An 18,183-nucleotide genomic window follows, 5' to 3' on the forward strand; every position below is an offset into this window, starting at 1 on the left:
ATGATTGCAACCTAAGTTTATTGAGAGGGATTTTTAAATGAATAAAATCAAATGTGAGTGCGGACATGTGAACCCGGAAGGTACGGTTCTCTGTGAGGCTTGCGGAAAGCCTATTGAAGGCAATCAGCATATTGACGGAAATGACGGAAAAAAACTGCTGAATATGCGCTATGACGGAACTGCAAGAAGATCACAAACATATAACAAATCAATTATTGATAAGACATGGAGTTTTTTCTCTTCTGTAAAGGTCGGGGTCTGGCTGATTGTTCTTGCATTAATTGCTTCAGCTGTGGGCTCGATTTTCCCGCAGGAAATGTACATACCCGCCGATGCAGTGTCCCGGGATCCCGAGATTTTTTATGAAGAACGCTATGGAATATTTGGACTTATCTTTTATCAGCTGGGATTTCATAATTTATACAGTTCCTGGTGGTATATGATCTTGATTGCTTTAATCGGTGTTTCATTGGTCATATGCAGTCTGGACAGATTTGTTCCGCTATATAAAGCGCTTCGGAAACAAAAAGCAAAACGCCATGATACTTTTTTAAGCAGACAGCGTCTTTTCAGTGAAACAGAAGTCGTATCAGATGAAGAAATACAGAAGTTAGAAAAAAAGCTGAAAAAGCGAGGATATAAAGTTCGAAATGAAGAAGGGCACATCCTTGCGGAAAAAGGAAGATTTTCAAGGTGGGGGCCATATGTAAACCATATCGGTCTGATAATAATCTTGCTTGCTGCACTGCTCCGGTCAACTCCGTTCTTTTATACAAGTGAATATGTATGGATTAGGGAAGGAGCCCAGGAGGTAGTACCAGGGACGAAAGGTGAGTACTACATCGAAAATAAAGATTTTATCATTGAAAATTATGATGAAAATGATGAGCGCTTCGGTGAAGCAATCAAACAGGAAGGCGGAATGGTCCCAAACAACTATCAGACAAATGTCGCCGTTTACCAGGCTAAAGAGGCTGTACCTGGTGCAGAACCTGAGCTAGAGAAGATTGTTGAAGATAATATACAAATGAATCAACCGATTGAATTCGGCAGCTATACGGTTTATCAATCCGGGTACCAGTTAAATGAATTTACCAATATGACATTTAAAATACATGAAACGGATGATCAAAATGAAGAAGCACTGGATTCATTCACCATTGATTTAACATCTCCGGAATCTGAATATAATTTAGATAATGGCTTCCGTGTTGAAGTTGGTCAATATTATCCGGACTATTATCTTGACGACAATGGAGAACCGGCTTCTGAAACTAATTTCCCAAGAAATCCGGCTTTTGTTCTCTTAGTTTATCCTCCAGATAGTGAAAAACCAGAAATAAGTTTTCTGGGTATAGGAAAGAACATTGATGCCACTGGTGAGAACCAATATAAAGTTGGAATTACAGATTTTGAAATGCATGATGTAAGTGGATTAAGCGTCAGAAAAGATTACTCATTGCCTTTCTTCGTAGTCGGAGCGGCTATTTTTATGATCGGTGTTATCCAGGGCATGTACTGGCAGCATCGAAGGATCTGGATCCGTCCTAAAAAAGAAGGAATAATGCTTGCAGCACACACAAATAAAAACTGGTTTGGTGTTAAAAAAGATATAGAAAATACAATCAGTGGAACAAATATAAAAATGGTTGATGACCAACAGGAACTGGAAGAATAGAAGCAAATTAGGAGGATTTTCGTTATGGATTTATTCAGTTTTAGCAGTACTATGCTATATACGGCTTTCGTTGTGTATTTAATTGCTACAATTTTCTTTGGGGCGACAATTAGGGATAAGCGAGGTAAAGCCAAAAAGGGTACCGCAGGAAAAATTGGGATTACGCTTACGATTATTGGGTTTTTAGCACAGATTGCCTATTTTATAACAAGGTGGATGGCAAGTGGACATGCACCAGTAAGTAACCTGTTCGAATTCATGACTTTCTTTGGAATGACAATCGTATTCGCGTTTATCATCATTTATTTTATTTACAAATTGAGTGTGCTGGGGCTATTTGCATTACCTGTTGCATTGCTGATCATTGCATATGCCAGTATGTTTCCTACTGACATCGCTCCATTGATACCATCACTTCAAAGTCACTGGTTATATATTCATGTGACTACTGTTTCTTTAGGGCAGGGTATATTATCAATTAGTTTTGTCGCGGGTTTAATTTATCTGATCAGACAAATTGATCAGTCTGTTAAAAGCAAACGTACCACTTGGCTTGAAGTCATATTATATTCATTAATATTATTCGTTGGTTTTATCATTACAACCACTGTCTTCAACATGATGAACTATAGTGCATCATTTGAGTACCCTTCAGGAAATAATGTGCTGACTTCAGAATACACAATGCCGGCAATTGCTGGGCCAACTGATGGTACTTTAATTACTGAAGATGCAATGCAGCCATGGTTTGAAACACCTGGCTGGATGCATGGGGTAGATGCAGGCAAAAAATTCAATACGCTGATCTGGTCATTTATTACTGGTTCGATTCTATACGTGTTACTTAGATTAATTTTAAGAAAACGAATTGGTGCAGCTATTCAGCCTCTGCTAAAAAGTACAAAACCTGATTTATTAGATGAAATTGCTTATCGTGCTGTAGCAATTGGATTCCCTGTATTTACACTTGGCGGCTTGATTTTTGCAGCGATTTGGGCCGAGGAAGCATGGGGCCGCTTCTGGGGATGGGACCCGAAAGAGGTATGGGCATTAATTACGTGGTTCTTCTATGCAGCATTTCTGCATTTACGACTATCCCGCGGCTGGCACGGAGAAAAGTCTGCATGGCTTGCTGCCGGAGGTTTTGCTATTATCATGTTCAATTTGATTGCAGTTAACCTGATTCTGGCAGGTCTCCATTCTTACGCATAAGTTATTTATAATAGGCATCATTATTATTCGGTAATGATGCCTATTTTCTTATACTTTGCAGTAAAGATGGTTTATAATTAATGTAGAGAAAAATGATAAGGGAGAGCTTATAATGAATTCAGATGCTAAAATATTGGTTGTAGATGATGAAGAAAGAATTCGCCGGCTCATTCGTATGTATTTGGAGCGGGAAGAATATATCATTGAGGAAGCAGAAAATGGAACTGACGCTTTGGAGCTTGCTCTCAACAATAATTATGATGTAATTCTTTTGGATATAATGATGCCAGAGATGGACGGTATTGAAGTATGCCAGGAACTGCGGAAAGAAAAAGACACCCCTGTTATCATGCTGACGGCAAAGGGGGAGGAGGCAAACCGTGTCCAGGGATTTGAGACAGGGGCTGATGATTATATTGTTAAACCATTTAGTCCCCGGGAGGTTGTACTGCGTGTAAAGGCATTATTACGCAGAGTATCAGCGTCTGCTGCTTTTAATGAAGCGAATGCGACAGCAAAAAACTTACTGGTTTTTCCGCATATAACCATTGATCATGACGCTCACCGAGTGACTGCTGATGGTGGGGAAGTAAATTTAACACCAAAGGAATATGAATTACTTTGTTTTTTGGCAGAGTCCCCGGATAAGGTGTTTAACAGGGAGCAATTATTAAAAGAAGTTTGGCAGTATGAATTTTTTGGTGATTTGCGTACAGTTGATACACATGTTAAAAGACTGAGAGAGAAATTAAATAATGTCTCAAAACAGGCAGCGAAGATGATCGTAACTGTATGGGGTGTTGGATATAAATTTGAGGTAGATGATGCATAATGTTTTGGAAAAGTGTCGTTGGTAAACTAGCAATAACGATTTTGTTGCTAGTTTCTTTTGTCTTATTAATATTATCGATTTTATTGCTGGAGTTTTTTGAGAACTTTCATATTGAAGAAGCTGAAAAGGATATGATGCAAACAGCAACTAAAGTTTCAGAACTTGTCGAGCAGAACGACGATAAATCAATTATACGTGAGACAACTAATCGAGTAAAAGATCCCGCAAGCAGGGTCGCTATCCTTTTTGGAGACGGGAATTTATGGGTTTCAGATAGTGCTAATGATGATTTATCCGACTTTAAAGAGTCCTGGATAGAGAATGAAATAGATTTAACCAGAGTGGTTACTAATAATCAAGAGATCAGAAAGCAGATTGTACTGCCAAATACCGAAATAGAGGCAATGATTGTTGGTACTCCAATAGAAAACAGTGATGGAGCAATTTTTGTTTACCAATCATTGGATGTAATTGATCAAACGAAAGCTGAAACGACAAAAATCATCTTTTTGGCAGCAGGAATAGCCATTATATTAACAACTATCTTTGCGTTTTTCCTTTCTACAAGAATAACCTCCCCTTTAATTAAAATGAGGGAAGCAGCTTTTGATTTAACACGTGGGGAATTTAATACAAAGGTGCCAATACTGACCCATGATGAAATTGGTGGTTTAGCGATGGCATTTAACCGGATGGGCAGACAGCTTAAGTTTCATATAAATGCACTGCATCAGGAAAAAGAACAGCTTTCAAGTATTGTCAGTTCCATGGCTGACGGTGTCATGACACTGAACAGAAATGGCGATATGATTGTAACAAATCCCCCTGCAGAAAGGTTTATCGAAGATTGGTATTTTGAAAATAACCTGATCATTCATGAAGAAAACCGTAAATTGCCAATTGAACTTTACGAAATACTGCAGGAAGTAATTGATGGCGAGAAAGAGGCTGTCCATGAATTAAATGTACAGGGCCGCAGCTGGGTTATGGTGATGACACCACTTTATGATCAAACGTATGTCCGCGGGGCGGTTGCGGTACTTCGTGATATGACGGAAGAACGCAGACTCGATAAACTGCGCAAGGATTTTATCGCAAACGTCTCCCATGAGCTCAGGACGCCTATTTCCATGCTTCAAGGCTACAGTGAGGCAATCGTTGATAACATTGCTGAGAGTAAAGAAGAAAAAAATGAGCTGGCACAAATCATCTATGAGGAATCATTAAGAATGGGCCGTCTTGTTAATGAATTACTGGATCTTGCCCGTATGGAAGCTGGACATATACAGCTGAACAAAGAAACATTGGAAGTGGAAACATATGTTGAGCGTATTATGAAGAAATTTAATGGACTTGCCAATGATAATCAGATTGAATTACGGATGACTAAGGATATTACAGAATCAAATGCATTATTTGATCCAGATCGTCTCGAACAGGTTTTCACGAATTTAATCGATAATGCTATCAGGCACACAGCGGAAAATGGTTTTGTTCAAGTTCTTGTCGAATGCAGTGAAAGTGAGCTTCATGTAGCAATTGAAGACAATGGCAGTGGTATTCCTGAAGAGGATCTCCCATTTGTATTTGAACGTTTTTATAAAGCAGACAAATCTAGAACCAGAAATAAACAGAAAAAAGGAACAGGGCTTGGTTTAGCTATTGCCAGGAATATAATAGACGCACATGGTGGAATCATTTCTGTTAAAAGTAAAGTAAATAAGGGAACTACTTTCAGTTTCAAAATTCCGCAAAATAAAAGCAATTAGCCTGTTCCAATTTATTTAAATATGATAAGATATTACATGTGATAAAAAAGAATACGTATACTGAAATTGGTATTTACTTAAAAGGGAATCCGGTGAGAATCCGGAACTGTCCTCGCAACTGTAAATGATATACGAAATAAGCAAAATCCACTGTATGATTCATCATATGGGAAGGGCTTAAAGTAGGTTATTATCATAAGTCAGTAGACCTGCCAATTACCAGTGTTTCAATGCTTCGAGGCATGAGCAATTGGGACAACCGGATACATATAGCAAATGTGCTTATTTATGTTTCGATTGTCTAAAACCAGCTCATCGTAAAAAGAGCTGGTTTTTCTTTTTTGTTACACGTAGCTTAAGAACAGGAGGAATGAAAAATGAGTAAATGGTTATTGCGTTTATTATCTGTACTTGCAGTTTTCGGGCTTTTGACTGGATGTGCCTCAGATGATACGAACGAAGAAGCGACAACAACGAATGAATCGAGTGAAGAAGCTGAATCTGGTCAGCAAACTGAAGAGGTAAGCGAAGACTCTGTCCGAATTACAATTACCAAAGATAAAGAAGCAGAGTTTATACACGAAAAAGAAATAGAAATCGAGGAAGGCGATATCCTTATGGATGTCATGAAAGAAAACTTTTATGTAGAAGAGGAAGATAATTTCATTACGTCTATTGAGAGAGTGGCACCAAAAGAAGATGAAAAAAAGGCGTGGATGTTTTTCGTAAATGATGAAATGGCTCCAGTTGGAGCACATGAGTTTGAACTGACTCCGGGAGATAAGATACGATTCGATCTGCAGTCATGGGAATGATCTAATTGAACATATATAAACTTACATTGCTGGCATTGCTGGCGGCACTTGCTGTAGGTGGAAGAATTATTTTCACCTATCTCCCTAATGTACAGCCAGTTACATCGTTAATAATTATTTGTGGACTCTTTTTAGGGCCCGTTGCTGCAGTATTGCTTGCAGTGCTAACCACCTTTTTATCAAATATGATCTTAGGAATGGGGATATGGGGCATATGGCAGATTATTTCCTGGTCGCTTATTGGAGTAATAAGTGGATTCATCGGAAAAATTCCAAGAAGGATCCCAATGGTTCTTATTATTTTGTTTTCCGTCTTCAGCGGCTATTTGTATGGTTTCATAATCTCATTGACAAACTATCAAATAGCAGGCGGAAATTTTTGGGCGTATTATATGTTCGGATTACCGTATGATACAAATCATGCCATTGGAAATGCTGTCTTTATGATTTTTTTATATCCTTCTTTCACTTATTTCTTAAAAAAATATGCCAATAATCGTTTTTCCCTGCAAAATACCAACTGATTTTAGTTGGTATTTTTTCTATTTATAACTTATAGTACAGGTAGACTGAAACTTTTTGATACATACAAACGACTACTTAATTGAACGGAGGAGCAAGTAATGAAGGTCGTTTTTGAAGAGATTTATGAAAAATACCACCGTGATTTATTTCAATTTATTTTTTATATCGTGAAAGATAAACAATTAACGGAGGACCTTGTACAAGATGTTTATGTAAAGGTATTAAAATCATATAGTTCATTTAGAAGAGAAAGCAGTGAAAAGACCTGGCTGTTTTCAATTGCAAGACATGTAACGATTGATTATTTCCGTTCACAAAACCGAAAACGAAAGCGATTCATGGAATTTTTTGACTGGAATAAAAAAGGAGAGATTATCCAGGACCAGAATCCAATGCCTGATGAAATAGCGATTCAGAGTGAAGCTATGCAGACAATCTATAACAACCTCGATAAATGTACACCAGACCAGAAAAGTGTACTTATATTAAGGTACATACAGTCTTTTTCCATAAAGGAGACAGCAGAAATATTAAATTTCACCGAAAGCAAGGTTAAAACTACCCAGCACCGGGCCTTAAACGCTTTAAGAAAATTTCTGACAGAAGAACAAGAGAAAGGGGGAGATGCTGATGAAATATAGTGATGATGAATTAATAAAAAATTTAAGGAATATGCCTGAAGTACATGATGCGACGGATAAAAATAAATTATACCAGCAAATCTCCTCAAAATTAGATTCAAAACAACCTAAAAAAAGAGTTAATCCGGTGCCATTGCTTGGAACATTGATGGCTGCAGTGATCTTAATTTTAATAGTTCCATCATTAATAAATACAGTTAACCAAAACACTGGAAATGATAACCCAATAGCTGACAAAGCGATGGAAAATTCGGAGTCAAATCAGGTAACTAATGAGTCCGCGAACGAAATACAGCAAGAGGAGTCAGCTGACATAGGCGGGGCGGAATCGGAAATTATGATGATGAATGAACCATTGGAAAGCTATGTAATAGGAGGAAATCATCAAGGCTCAGCAGTTGCAAATGGAGCTGTTACAGATCTTCAAAATCAGTATGTTATTCCTGTTTCTTTTGTCATTTCAGAATCTGAGAATATGGATGATTTTTACAATGAAATGGATCAGCATATAGATGAACAGGCATGGGGCGTAAGTGATTACCTATTTGAAGATGTTGCTTTTGAGATAAATCATTCGGTTAAAGAGGTTGAAATTAATCTGCCGGCCGATTTTTCCCTGGGAGAAGGTTCAGCTACAGCCAATTTATTTGAAAGAATGCTTGGATTAATGTTTGTTCATCACGGTATTGATAAAGCTGTTTTCCCCACAGATAACAATCAGGGAGTTGAACTTGGCCCGTTTGGTACAATGAAGGAACTTTCACTTCCACGACCAGGCAGGGCAAGCTATAAACTTTATCAGGAAGAATCTGCTGACCGGTCATTCCTTGTTCCAGTTCCACATAAAAAGGATTTAACAATCGATGAGGCTTTAACTGAGATGAAATCGGGGGATGAAGATTTCAATGTTTTCCAGACAATCCCGGAAAATGTAGAATTAACTACCGAATCAGCTAAAGATACTCTCGAAGTAACCTTTTCGAACGAAGAGTCAGTCAGGAATGATCAGGAAACGCTCACGATGATTGAAGCAATCCTTATGACTGCAAAAGATTATGGCTATGATTCGGTGACCTTTAAGCATACTGCCAGTAAGATTGTTGGTTTATATAGCTTGACGGAACCAATACCGGTGCCAAAGGCAATTAACCCAATAAATCAAAACTAAATATTTATATAAAAAGTGTTTTAGAAATATCTATCTAAAACACTTTTTAATATGATTGGCTATAATGGATACATAAAGTATCCGAAAAATAACGGCTCATTCTTCATATTTTAATGGTTCCCCATCGAATGGTTTATCAGAAATTTTAATTGAATCAGTTGGACAGCCTAGATGTGCATCGATCACATCATCCTCCAGAACCCCATCAACCGCAGCTGTTCCAGTGTTATCATCTATAACGACCTCGGCCAAGCCCTCATCATCATAATCATATACATCAGGAGCAGCAGCACCGCACGCGCCACAGGCAATGCATGTATCTTTATCAACAATTGTATATTTCGGCAAAAATTTACCTCCTTAGGACAGGCCACCATTTAACATAATCCAGAACTCTCTCAACTATATTTTAAAGCTGATTATGATACAATTCAATACATCAGAGACTCTTTTACATATCGGCTTTTATGATAATATCATATATTACATAAGAAGGTGAATTGAAATTGTTAGTTGAAGCAATTATTATAAAATGCAGTCTGAATATAAAAGGAGAACGTACCAATTCATCCATCTATCACATACTTCAGGGTAAAAAATCCATTCAAACCGTTCAGGATATTCACATGTACCAATTAGAAAGCTATTATGGAATTTTCCGGTCATTAACTAAGGGTGTATTTGATAAGAAAATTAATGGTTTAATAAATGAAGGGATGCTTCAGCAAGTTTTCGGGACGGAAGCTTTCTATACAGTTTCAAAAACAGGAGAAGAGTGGCTGGATCAGCAGAAAAAATCCAACTCTATGATTAATTACTTCAATGGCTTAAACTATTATGGAGTGACAGATGTCTTCATAGAAAGGCTGATTCTGCTGATCCAAACAATCACCAACACGAAAATGAATCATTTTAATTTTATTCCGGTTATTGATAAAACACCTGCAGAAAATTGGGTAAAGAATGTTTACCATAAAAAGAAAACTCGGGAAACAGAAGTTTTGGGAACCATTTTCAATGAATTGAAACGATTGCTGCACGATATTTCAGATGAGGAAGCTGAAATGTTTGTTGATCGATTAACCAGCTATAAAAACTATGGAATGAATATTTATCAGCTAGCAGCGAAATATGACTTTACAAGTGAGGATGTCCAGCTGCAGCTTACTGGAATAACTCATCGTTTATTGGATTTGATTCATCGTACTAAATCTGACTTTCCATTTATGTCCTATATCTTAAGGGATATTTCAGCAGGGGGGTATCTTACTAACTCTGCAGACAAAACATATAATTTCTTCAAAAGTGGCTTTTCCATAGAAAAGATAGCTCAGGTTAGACAATTAAAAGAAAATACTATCTATGATCATATTGTTGAGATAGCTTTATATGATTTAAATTTTCCCATTTCGCATTTTGTAAATGAAGCGAATCAGGAAAAAATCATAAAAGCAGTCAGGTCAACAAAATCCTATAAGTTAAAAGATATTAAACAGTTAGTTGATGAAGACATTACCTATTTTCAAATCCGGCTCGTACTGGCACATTCAAAGAATTTACAAAAGCAGGTGATTAAATGAAACAGCATCAGTCGTTGGAAGAAAGCTTGAAAACTTACTTCGGTTATACTTCATTTCGCACGGGGCAAAAGGAAATAATTAAGGATATCATGAATGGAAAAGATATACTCGGAATTTTGCCAACCGGTTCGGGGAAGTCAATTTGCTATCAATTACCTGCTAAACTTTTAGAAGGTATAACAATTGTTGTATCACCGCTGATTTCTTTAATGATCGACCAGGTAAAACAATTAAAAGCAGCAAATTTCAAAGAAGTTATTGCCTTAAACAGTTTTATGGAACCAGTGGAAAGGAACATTGTTTACCAAAATCTGCATAGATACAAGTTAATCTATATATCACCTGAACTATTACAAAAACAGGAACTGCAAAAGAAATTAGTTCAGCTCAATATAAATTTATTTGTTATCGATGAAGCACATTGTATTTCACAATGGGGACATGAATTCCGGCCGGATTATTTAAAATTAAACACAATTATAGAACGGTTGGACAACCCCACTGTTTTAGCCTTGAGTGCAACAGCGGCTTTAGATGTGCAGGATGATATTTCAAAGGCACTGAAAAGACCCACTATCACCAAACATATTTATCCAATGGACAGGGATAATATTACCTTTTGCGTACAAGAAGTTTCGCATGATCATGAAAAAATATCAATTTTGCACCAATTGCTATCGGACTATCATGTTCCAGCATTAATTTATTTTACAAGCAGGAAGGCTGCTGAAAATACAGCACAGCTGCTATCAGTGAAAAATCCATCTAAACGGATTGCGTTCTATCATGGCGGGATGGAGCAGATAGACCGCATTACAATTCAACAGCAGTTTATGAATGATCAGCTGGATGTTGTTTGCTGTACAAGCGCATTTGGGATGGGAATTAATAAAAGCAACATTCATCTTGTCATACATTATCATCTCCCCCCACAGCTGGAGTCATATATTCAGGAGGTAGGGAGGGCTGGAAGAGATGGTGCTTCCAGTGTAGGATTATTGCTGATTTCTCCTAATGATGTCTATCTTCCCAGAAGTATAATAGAAAAAGAGCTTCCTTCTCCTGAGGATATAGGAGTAATTTTTCAGCAATTACTCAATTATTTTAAAAGTGGGGAAAAGCTGCCAGCAAATGAGGCTTCGATAGAGAATATGTTTCAATTAAATGAGGTTCAGTGGCGTTTTTTGCGTAACCAGCTCGAAGAACATGGTATGATAGATACAGGTAAAATTAAATATGACAAAGATATATGGATAGCTGCCTATCATTCCATAGGTAATCTGATTAATGAACGAAAACTGGTTAAGAAAAATAAATTGAACGAAATGGTACAATGGGTGTTTGAAAAAGATTGCTTGCGGAAGAACTTGTATAAAGGTTTTCAATCAACTTACAGTCCTGCTGCATACCATTGCTGCAGCAATTGCGGTTTTACCTTTTCAGAGTGGAGCCCAGTGGAAACAAAACAGAATGTCAAAAATTCTTTATCATGGGAATCTAAATTAAAGAAGCTATTATTAATTGGAGAAGGTTATGAAGCAAAGTGAAATCATTAAACAGTTAAGTGATCAGGAACTAAAAAAGCAAGTAATACTTTCCCAGTTGATTATTTTATCTGCAGGTGTACTGCTAAGCCTGTTTTTCTTTGGAAAATTTAACGAGTGGTTACTCTATTTCCAATGGAACTTATACGATATTTTCCTGTATGGAGTCATTCCTGGATTAATTATTGTAGCTATTGACCTTATATTAATTTTATTTGTTCCTGAAAAATACTATGATGATGGCGGAATTAATGATAGAATTTTTAACAATCAACCGATTCACTATATATTTTTTATTTCTTTATTAACAGCTGTATCGGAGGAACTTTTATTCAGAGGTGTGATCCAAACAAGCTTTGGATATTTAACTGCAAGTATTTTATTTGCACTGGTCCATTTCAGATATTTGAAAAAACCAGTATTGCTTATTTCTGTTTTAAGTGTGAGCTTTTTTATTGGTTATATGTTCGAGATTACAGAAAATCTATTGGTAACTATTACGGCGCATTTTGTTGTAGATTTTTTATTGGGATGCGTTATTCGCTTCAAAAAGTGAGGTGCATGTGATTGGAAAATAAGACAGAGCAACATGAAGATCAGGCTGCAGAGCTTCGTAAATTATTGGATGAAGTTCAGCAGGGTGAAAAAGAAGCAGCGGTTAAGAAACCAGTGGAATCACACGATGAAGCTGAGCAACAAAGAGATATAGATATATTGAACTTACCACCTAGAAAAGAAGTGCATGGGAATACCAGAAACATGACTCATATAAAAATTAGCCTGCCGTTAATCCGATTCTTGGCCGTCATTCTTATTTTATTAATTATTGTAATGGGAGCCTATTATTTTTACGGGGAAGAAATAAATGAATTGTTTTTAAATAACTGATAATGGAGCTATCCCACAAGGGTCTGAATCCTTGGATTTGGGAAGCTTCTTTTTTTATGTTCTAAGACCGGCAAAAGAATCATACCTATATAATTGGGATTAAAATTCTAGTGGCGGGAGTGAGAACTATATGGATGAGTCATCCTCGAAAGACAACAAAAATAAAAGAATTGATGAAAATAGCAAAAATGAACAGTTAGAACAATACCGTGAAAAAAATACCGGTCCCGGGGAGAAAATGACCAGCGATGCCGGGTTAAAGATTTCGAATGACAGGTGGTCTTTGCGAGCAGGAAAGCGTGGACCTGCATTATTTCAGGACTTTCATTTTTATAAAAAACAGTCACATTTTAACAGGGAACGGATACCCGAAAAGGTAGTTCATGCCAGAGGTGACGGGGCATATGGGGAATTTGAATTATATAAATCAATGAAACATGTCACAAGAGCCCAGTTTTTGCAGGAACCTGGCTGCAAAACACCTGTGTTTGTACGATTTTCCAACTTTATTGGAAGCAGGGGCTCCAAGGATACAGCCATCGATATACGCGGTTTCGCAACTAAATTTTACACACAAGAAGGAAACTACGATATGCTTGCACTATCGTTTGCTGTGTTTGCTGTTGCAGATGCCATGAAGTTTGCTGATTTCGTGCATGCGGTAAAACCGAATCCGAGAACCGACGTTCCGCAAGCCACTGTTGCACATGATAATGCCTGGGATTATATTGCAAATAATCAGGAAATTGCTCATTTCATTATGTGGCTTATGTCCAGTCGAGGTCGCCCGAAAAGCTGGAGAATGATGGAAGCCTGGCCTGTTAATACATTTCGATTTATTAACGAACAGGGTAAATCAACCTTTGTCAGATTTGTATGGAAGCCTTTGCTTGGTGTCCATTCATTATTGCTTGATGAAGCGAATATTATTGGAGGAGTTGACCCTGATTTCCATCGACGTGATTTACATGATTCCATTAAAAAAGGAGCATATCCTGAATATGAACTTGGTGTGCAGCTGATTGCTGAAGAAGATGAATTCAAGTATGACTTTGACATTCTGGATGATACAACATTGTGGCCGGAGGAAGTAATTCCTGTTGAAATCATCGGTAAGTTGACATTGAATCGACTGGTTGATAATTTTTTTGCAGAAGAAGAGCAATCCTCATTTGATCCGGCAACAGTTGTACCAGGAATTGACTTCACAGATGATCCTGTCCTGCAGGGCAGATCTTTTGCTTATCGGGATACGGATTATCACCGACTTGGCACGGGTAATATTAATAATATACCGGTCAACCAGCCTATCGTAGAAACGAACACGAACCAACGGCAAAGCGATGTGAGACATAGGATAGATGTTGATTCAGTAAACTATCATAAAAATTCGTTAGCTAATAATACACCTGCAGAGACTCCTCCTGAAGAGGGTGGATATGCGCATTATCCTGAAAAAGTAAAGGGACATAAGACGAGAGAACGCCCAGGCGAATCGTTCTTTGATCACTTCTCGCAGCCAAGGCTTTTCTGGAATAGTATGTCACCTATTGAGAAACAGCAGATTGTGGAGACATTTAACTTTCACCTTGGCTATGTAAAAAGTAAATCTGTCCGTCAGCAAGTTGTTGAGATGTTTGCCAACGTTGATAAAGAAATGGCAACAATCATCGCGGATAGTATTGGTGTCAATCCACCAACTGGATCCAATGTTCCGGTAACAAAAAGCTCACCAGCCCTTAGCTTAACTAACACACCACATTATGCATATTCGCAAAAAGTCGCTGTTTTAATCGGTAATGGTTTTAACGGTGAAGAGGTAACAAATGCGTTGAAAGTCTTGCAGCAATATGGTGTTTTTATAGAAATTGTAAGTGAAAAGTTAGGTACTGTCGAAGGAGCAGATGGTACAAAAATCGAGGTTGACAAGATTTTTGTTTCAACCTATCCGGTCCTGTATGATTCAATTTATATCGTTGGAGGAAGTACTGAAAATGAAGCGAAATTCCATCAAAGTATTATGAATTTCTTAAACGAAGCCTATAAACACTATAAACCAATTGGTATTGCTTCAACCGGACAGTCTTATATTAAAAAATCAGAAAATAATAACTTAGCCGGTGTAGTTTTTGCTGCAAATAATCCAAACTTCGGAGAAGAGTTTGTTTCTGCAATTGCTAAACAGCGTTTTTGGAATAGAACCTAAAAAGGTATGAAATCATTCAAGGGCTGGATCCAAAAATGGGTTCAGCCTAAACTTGGATAAGAACCACTTGACTAACATAAGAAATTCACTGTATACTTGCAAATTATAATCACTCTTTTTCCCCCTGAGTAAGGCTATTCTCCCACTGTTTATTTTAAATTGTTTGAGATGTTTCCCACATTTAATGATCCTCTGTCATTTTTTATTGTTTATTTCAGATTGAAGCACTTATCGGTATGAACTTTAATGAAGTAATATATCGATTATCATGTTATAAAGTATGGGAGAAGGTATAATTGGTCTATATTCTTTTAATAATAACTTTTATTTCTCTCTTACTTATTTACATGTATTTTAAGGCACATCATGATACGATTGATTATAGAACTATTATAGACGAGAGACTGCCTGCGAGCTTTATTAATCTTCACATATTTTTTATTTCTGATGTACATAGAAGAAATATCCGGGAATCTACACTTGACTCAATAAGTCAGTCTATTGATGCTGTAATTATAGGTGGAGATCTGACTGAAAAGGGTGTACCGTTAGAAAGAACATTAAATAATATAAAAAAGCTTAAGAAATGGGATGCCCCTGTATTTTTTGTGTGGGGAAATAATGATTATGAAGAGTATCCTGATAAAATTTATTCCATGCTTCTGCAGGAAAACGTAACTATTTTGGCTAACAATCATAAAGATTTGATAAGAGATGGACAAACAATAAGTTTTATAGGGTTGGACTGTTGTACATACAGGGAGGCAAGATTGGATCAAGCTCAAAAAGGGGCAAAAGGGAGTTACAATATATTAATAACACATAATCCCAGCCCCTTTGATGCGTTTGAAACAGCGTCTAAGGAAAAATTACATACTGTTTTAGCAGGACATACACATGGTGGCCAAATTAGAATTTTTGGATTTGGACCATATGAACGCGGTAAGCTGCACAAGATACATAATACAAATAAATTGGTAAGTGAAGGATATGGATATACCGGCGTTCCTTTTCGCCTTGGCACTAAGTCAGAGTGTCATGTGATAACTTTTTCAGATAAATCGGAATAAAAGCGTATATTTGTTCAACAATTATGTAAAAAGCATATAGTGTATAAAGAGCAGAAAAATTACTGTCTTTTATTATATAAATACTCATGGTTGCTTTTAAATAAAATGGTTCACAAGGGAGGATGCTGTATGCGTATTGAAAGAGTGTCCGATAGTCAATTTACAATTTTTCTTACGTTTGATGATCTAATCGAACGCGGATTTACAAGGGATGATCTGTGGGATGATGCATCAAGTGTCCGTAATCTTTTTAGTGACATGATGTATGAAGCCAGTACAGAATTAGGCTTTGAATTAGAAGGCATGCTGCTTGTACAGGTTCACCTAATGCAGGCACAAGGGATGCATGTGATTGTCACACAAAAATATGAAAATATAAATTGGGATGAGGATTTTGTTGAAATGAAAGTTACATTGGATGAAAGCAAGGAATTAATTTTCTCCTTTGATGAGTTTGAGGATATAATCAGAGTATCTTCTTATTTATCGGCATTATCCATTGACGGCGGTCAAGTATATCATATGGATGACTGTTATTATATGTTATTGGATGATGATGATCTAATCCATAAAAGTAAAGAGAACATTATTGCAATTATGTCAGAATACTCTTATCCCAGTATCATTACATCTTATCGTTTAAAAGAATATGGGAAAGTAATTTTTTCTTCTGATGCTGTTCTGCAAATTATCCATAACTTTTACCCATAATTAATTTTATTTCATGCAGAAACTAAGTTACAATAAAGATAGGCAGTTCTTACTATAAAAATTATGAACATTGTTACACTAAATGATTGAGGTATGCATATAAAATCCTGAAAATATTGCAATTAGAGATATCACTTTCATCAATAAATATTATTATAGAAATTAAATTTATTTTATTGCATATTTACTATGAAAGTGTATACTAATCTCTGAGTACAGCTATTTATAAAATATTTATAGATATACTAGGAGGTAAATTCATGGTAGCCGATAAAGCAGCAGATTCTACCAAAGAAAATCATGAAGTTATGGACGTTCTTAGTTCAACCAGGACTGTTGTAAAAAACGCACTGGAAAAATTAGGATATCCGGATGAAGTATTTGAACTTTTAAAAGACCCATTAAGAATGATGACGGTCAGAATTCCAGTCCGTATGGATGATGGTTCCATAAAAGTATTCACCGGGTACCGAGCACAGCATAATGATGCTGTTGGACCAACAAAAGGCGGAGTCCGATTTCATCCGGGTGTAACTGAAAAAGAAGTGAAAGCCCTGTCAATATGGATGAGTCTGAAAGCTGGGATTGTTGACCTTCCATACGGTGGCGGTAAAGGCGGTATTATTTGTGACCCTCGTGAAATGTCATTTCGCGAACTGGAAGGGCTGAGCCGGGGATATGTGCGGGCTATCAGTCAGATTGTAGGACCCACAAAGGATATACCTGCACCAGATGTCTTTACTAACTCACAAATAATGGCATGGATGATGGATGAATACAGCCGAATTGATGAATTCAACAGTCCAGGATTCATAACTGGAAAACCAATTGTGCTTGGCGGATCACATGGAAGAGAATCAGCAACTGCAAAAGGTGTAACAATTGTACTTAATGAAGCAGCTAAGAAAAAAGGACTTAATGTTAAGGGAGCACGAGTTGTTGTACAGGGATTCGGAAATGCCGGAAGCTTTCTTTCAAAATTCTTGCATGACGCCGGTGCAAAAGTCGTAGGTATTTCTGATGCGTATGGAGCTTTGCATGATCCTGATGGTCTGGATATTGACTATTTATTAGACAGAAGAGACAGCTTTGGAACGGTTACAAAATTATTCAATAATACGATATCGAATAAAGAATTGCTGGAATTGGATTGTGATATTATTGTTCCAGCTGCAGTAGAAAATCAAATTACTGAAGAAAATGCCCATAATATAAAAGCCAGTATTGTTGTAGAAGCAGCAAATGGTCCTACAACAATGGAAGCTACCAAGATTTTAACTGAGCGGGGAGTTCTATTGGTTCCTGACGTATTAGCTTCTGCTGGCGGTGTAACTGTTTCGTATTTTGAGTGGGTTCAAAATAATCAGGGATATTATTGGTCAGAAGAAGAAATTGACAAAAAACTGCATGAAATTATGATTAAGTCATTTAATTCTATTTACAATACGGCTGAAACAAGGCGAATAGATATGCGGCTGGCAGCGTATATGGTTGGTGTCAGAAAAATGGCTGAAGCCTCCAGATTCCGCGGCTGGGTTTAAGAT

The 18,183-nt window shown here is 37.0% G+C and carries 17 protein-coding genes and 1 riboswitch; of the genes, 16 read left to right on the plus strand and 1 reads right to left on the minus strand.

Annotated features, from left to right (window positions below; all coding sequences use genetic code 11):
* Positions 1 to 37 precede the first annotated feature (37 nt).
* The 8 genes from resB (at position 38) to CIL03_RS02765 (ending at position 8,640) form a co-directional block, all read left to right on the plus strand.
* Positions 38 to 1,678, plus strand: a complete 1,641-nt coding sequence (resB, locus tag CIL03_RS02730; RefSeq protein WP_094883669.1) for a cytochrome c biogenesis protein ResB — start codon at positions 38 to 40, stop codon at positions 1,676 to 1,678.
* Positions 1,679 to 1,702: 24 nt separating this feature from the next.
* The gene (gene ccsB, locus CIL03_RS02735) at positions 1,703 to 2,890 is read left to right on the plus strand and encodes a c-type cytochrome biogenesis protein CcsB (RefSeq protein WP_094883670.1); all 1,188 of its coding nucleotides are present in this window, start codon (positions 1,703 to 1,705) and stop codon (positions 2,888 to 2,890) included.
* 112 nt (positions 2,891 to 3,002) lie between these two features.
* Entirely contained in the window at positions 3,003 to 3,722 is a 720-nt protein-coding gene (locus CIL03_RS02740; protein ID WP_094883671.1) for a response regulator transcription factor, read from the plus strand.
* Positions 3,722 to 5,491 (plus strand): ATP-binding protein, encoded by a 1,770-nt coding sequence (locus CIL03_RS02745; protein WP_094883672.1) that lies wholly within the window; start codon positions 3,722 to 3,724, stop codon positions 5,489 to 5,491. Before CIL03_RS02740 ends, CIL03_RS02745 begins: the two co-directional genes overlap by 1 nt.
* A gap of 51 nt (positions 5,492 to 5,542) precedes the next feature.
* Positions 5,543 to 5,722: riboswitch (cobalamin riboswitch) on the plus strand.
* Between the two features lie 146 nt (positions 5,723 to 5,868).
* On the plus strand, positions 5,869 to 6,306 hold the full coding sequence (locus CIL03_RS02750) for a DUF4430 domain-containing protein (RefSeq protein ID WP_094883673.1): 438 nt from the start codon (positions 5,869 to 5,871) through the stop codon (positions 6,304 to 6,306).
* Between the two features lie 5 nt (positions 6,307 to 6,311).
* A complete protein-coding gene (locus CIL03_RS02755; protein WP_094883674.1) occupies positions 6,312 to 6,830 on the plus strand; it encodes an ECF transporter S component in 519 nt (172 codons plus the stop codon).
* 99 nt (positions 6,831 to 6,929) lie between these two features.
* Positions 6,930 to 7,472, plus strand: a complete 543-nt coding sequence (locus CIL03_RS02760) for an RNA polymerase sigma factor SigX (RefSeq protein ID WP_094883675.1) — start codon at positions 6,930 to 6,932, stop codon at positions 7,470 to 7,472.
* Positions 7,462 to 8,640 carry a hypothetical protein gene (locus CIL03_RS02765; RefSeq protein WP_094883676.1) on the plus strand — a complete coding sequence of 393 codons (1,179 nt, stop codon included), beginning with the start codon at positions 7,462 to 7,464 and terminating at the stop codon, positions 8,638 to 8,640. Before CIL03_RS02760 ends, CIL03_RS02765 begins: the two co-directional genes overlap by 11 nt.
* A 96-nt stretch (positions 8,641 to 8,736) precedes the next feature.
* On the opposite strand, the gene CIL03_RS02770 is transcribed toward CIL03_RS02765, so the two are convergent.
* A complete protein-coding gene (locus CIL03_RS02770) occupies positions 8,737 to 8,988 on the minus strand; it encodes a ferredoxin (RefSeq protein WP_094883677.1) in 252 nt (83 codons plus the stop codon).
* A 158-nt stretch (positions 8,989 to 9,146) separates the two neighbouring features.
* On the opposite strand from CIL03_RS02770, the gene CIL03_RS02775 reads away from it, so the two are divergent.
* The 8 genes from CIL03_RS02775 to CIL03_RS02810 all read left to right on the plus strand — a co-directional run bounded on the left by CIL03_RS02775 (position 9,147) and on the right by CIL03_RS02810 (position 18,180).
* Entirely contained in the window at positions 9,147 to 10,220 is a 1,074-nt protein-coding gene (locus tag CIL03_RS02775; RefSeq protein ID WP_094883678.1) for a YpbB family protein, read from the plus strand.
* A complete protein-coding gene (locus tag CIL03_RS02780; RefSeq protein WP_094883679.1) occupies positions 10,217 to 11,767 on the plus strand; it encodes a RecQ family ATP-dependent DNA helicase in 1,551 nt (516 codons plus the stop codon). The genes CIL03_RS02775 and CIL03_RS02780 overlap by 4 nt, the downstream gene beginning before the upstream one ends.
* Positions 11,754 to 12,320 carry a CPBP family intramembrane glutamic endopeptidase gene (locus CIL03_RS02785; RefSeq protein ID WP_094883680.1) on the plus strand — a complete coding sequence of 189 codons (567 nt, stop codon included), beginning with the start codon at positions 11,754 to 11,756 and terminating at the stop codon, positions 12,318 to 12,320. The genes CIL03_RS02780 and CIL03_RS02785 overlap by 14 nt, the downstream gene beginning before the upstream one ends.
* An 11-nt stretch (positions 12,321 to 12,331) precedes the next feature.
* Entirely contained in the window at positions 12,332 to 12,652 is a 321-nt protein-coding gene (locus CIL03_RS02790) for a hypothetical protein (RefSeq protein WP_094883681.1), read from the plus strand.
* A gap of 130 nt (positions 12,653 to 12,782) precedes the next feature.
* On the plus strand, positions 12,783 to 14,858 hold the full coding sequence (locus CIL03_RS02795; RefSeq protein WP_094883682.1) for a catalase: 2,076 nt from the start codon (positions 12,783 to 12,785) through the stop codon (positions 14,856 to 14,858).
* Positions 14,859 to 15,154: 296 nt separating this feature from the next.
* Complete coding sequence (locus CIL03_RS02800; protein WP_094883683.1) at positions 15,155 to 15,928, plus strand: metallophosphoesterase; 774 nt, start codon at positions 15,155 to 15,157, stop codon at positions 15,926 to 15,928.
* A 129-nt stretch (positions 15,929 to 16,057) separates the two neighbouring features.
* On the plus strand, positions 16,058 to 16,639 hold the full coding sequence (locus CIL03_RS02805; RefSeq protein ID WP_094883684.1) for a genetic competence negative regulator: 582 nt from the start codon (positions 16,058 to 16,060) through the stop codon (positions 16,637 to 16,639).
* Between the two features lie 308 nt (positions 16,640 to 16,947).
* Entirely contained in the window at positions 16,948 to 18,180 is a 1,233-nt protein-coding gene (locus CIL03_RS02810; RefSeq protein WP_420855381.1) for a Glu/Leu/Phe/Val family dehydrogenase, read from the plus strand.
* The last annotated feature ends 3 nt before the right edge of the window (positions 18,181 to 18,183 follow it).

This window comes from Virgibacillus indicus (assembly GCF_002266285.1).
Taxonomy (GTDB): domain Bacteria; phylum Bacillota; class Bacilli; order Bacillales; family Amphibacillaceae; genus Virgibacillus_K; species Virgibacillus_K indicus.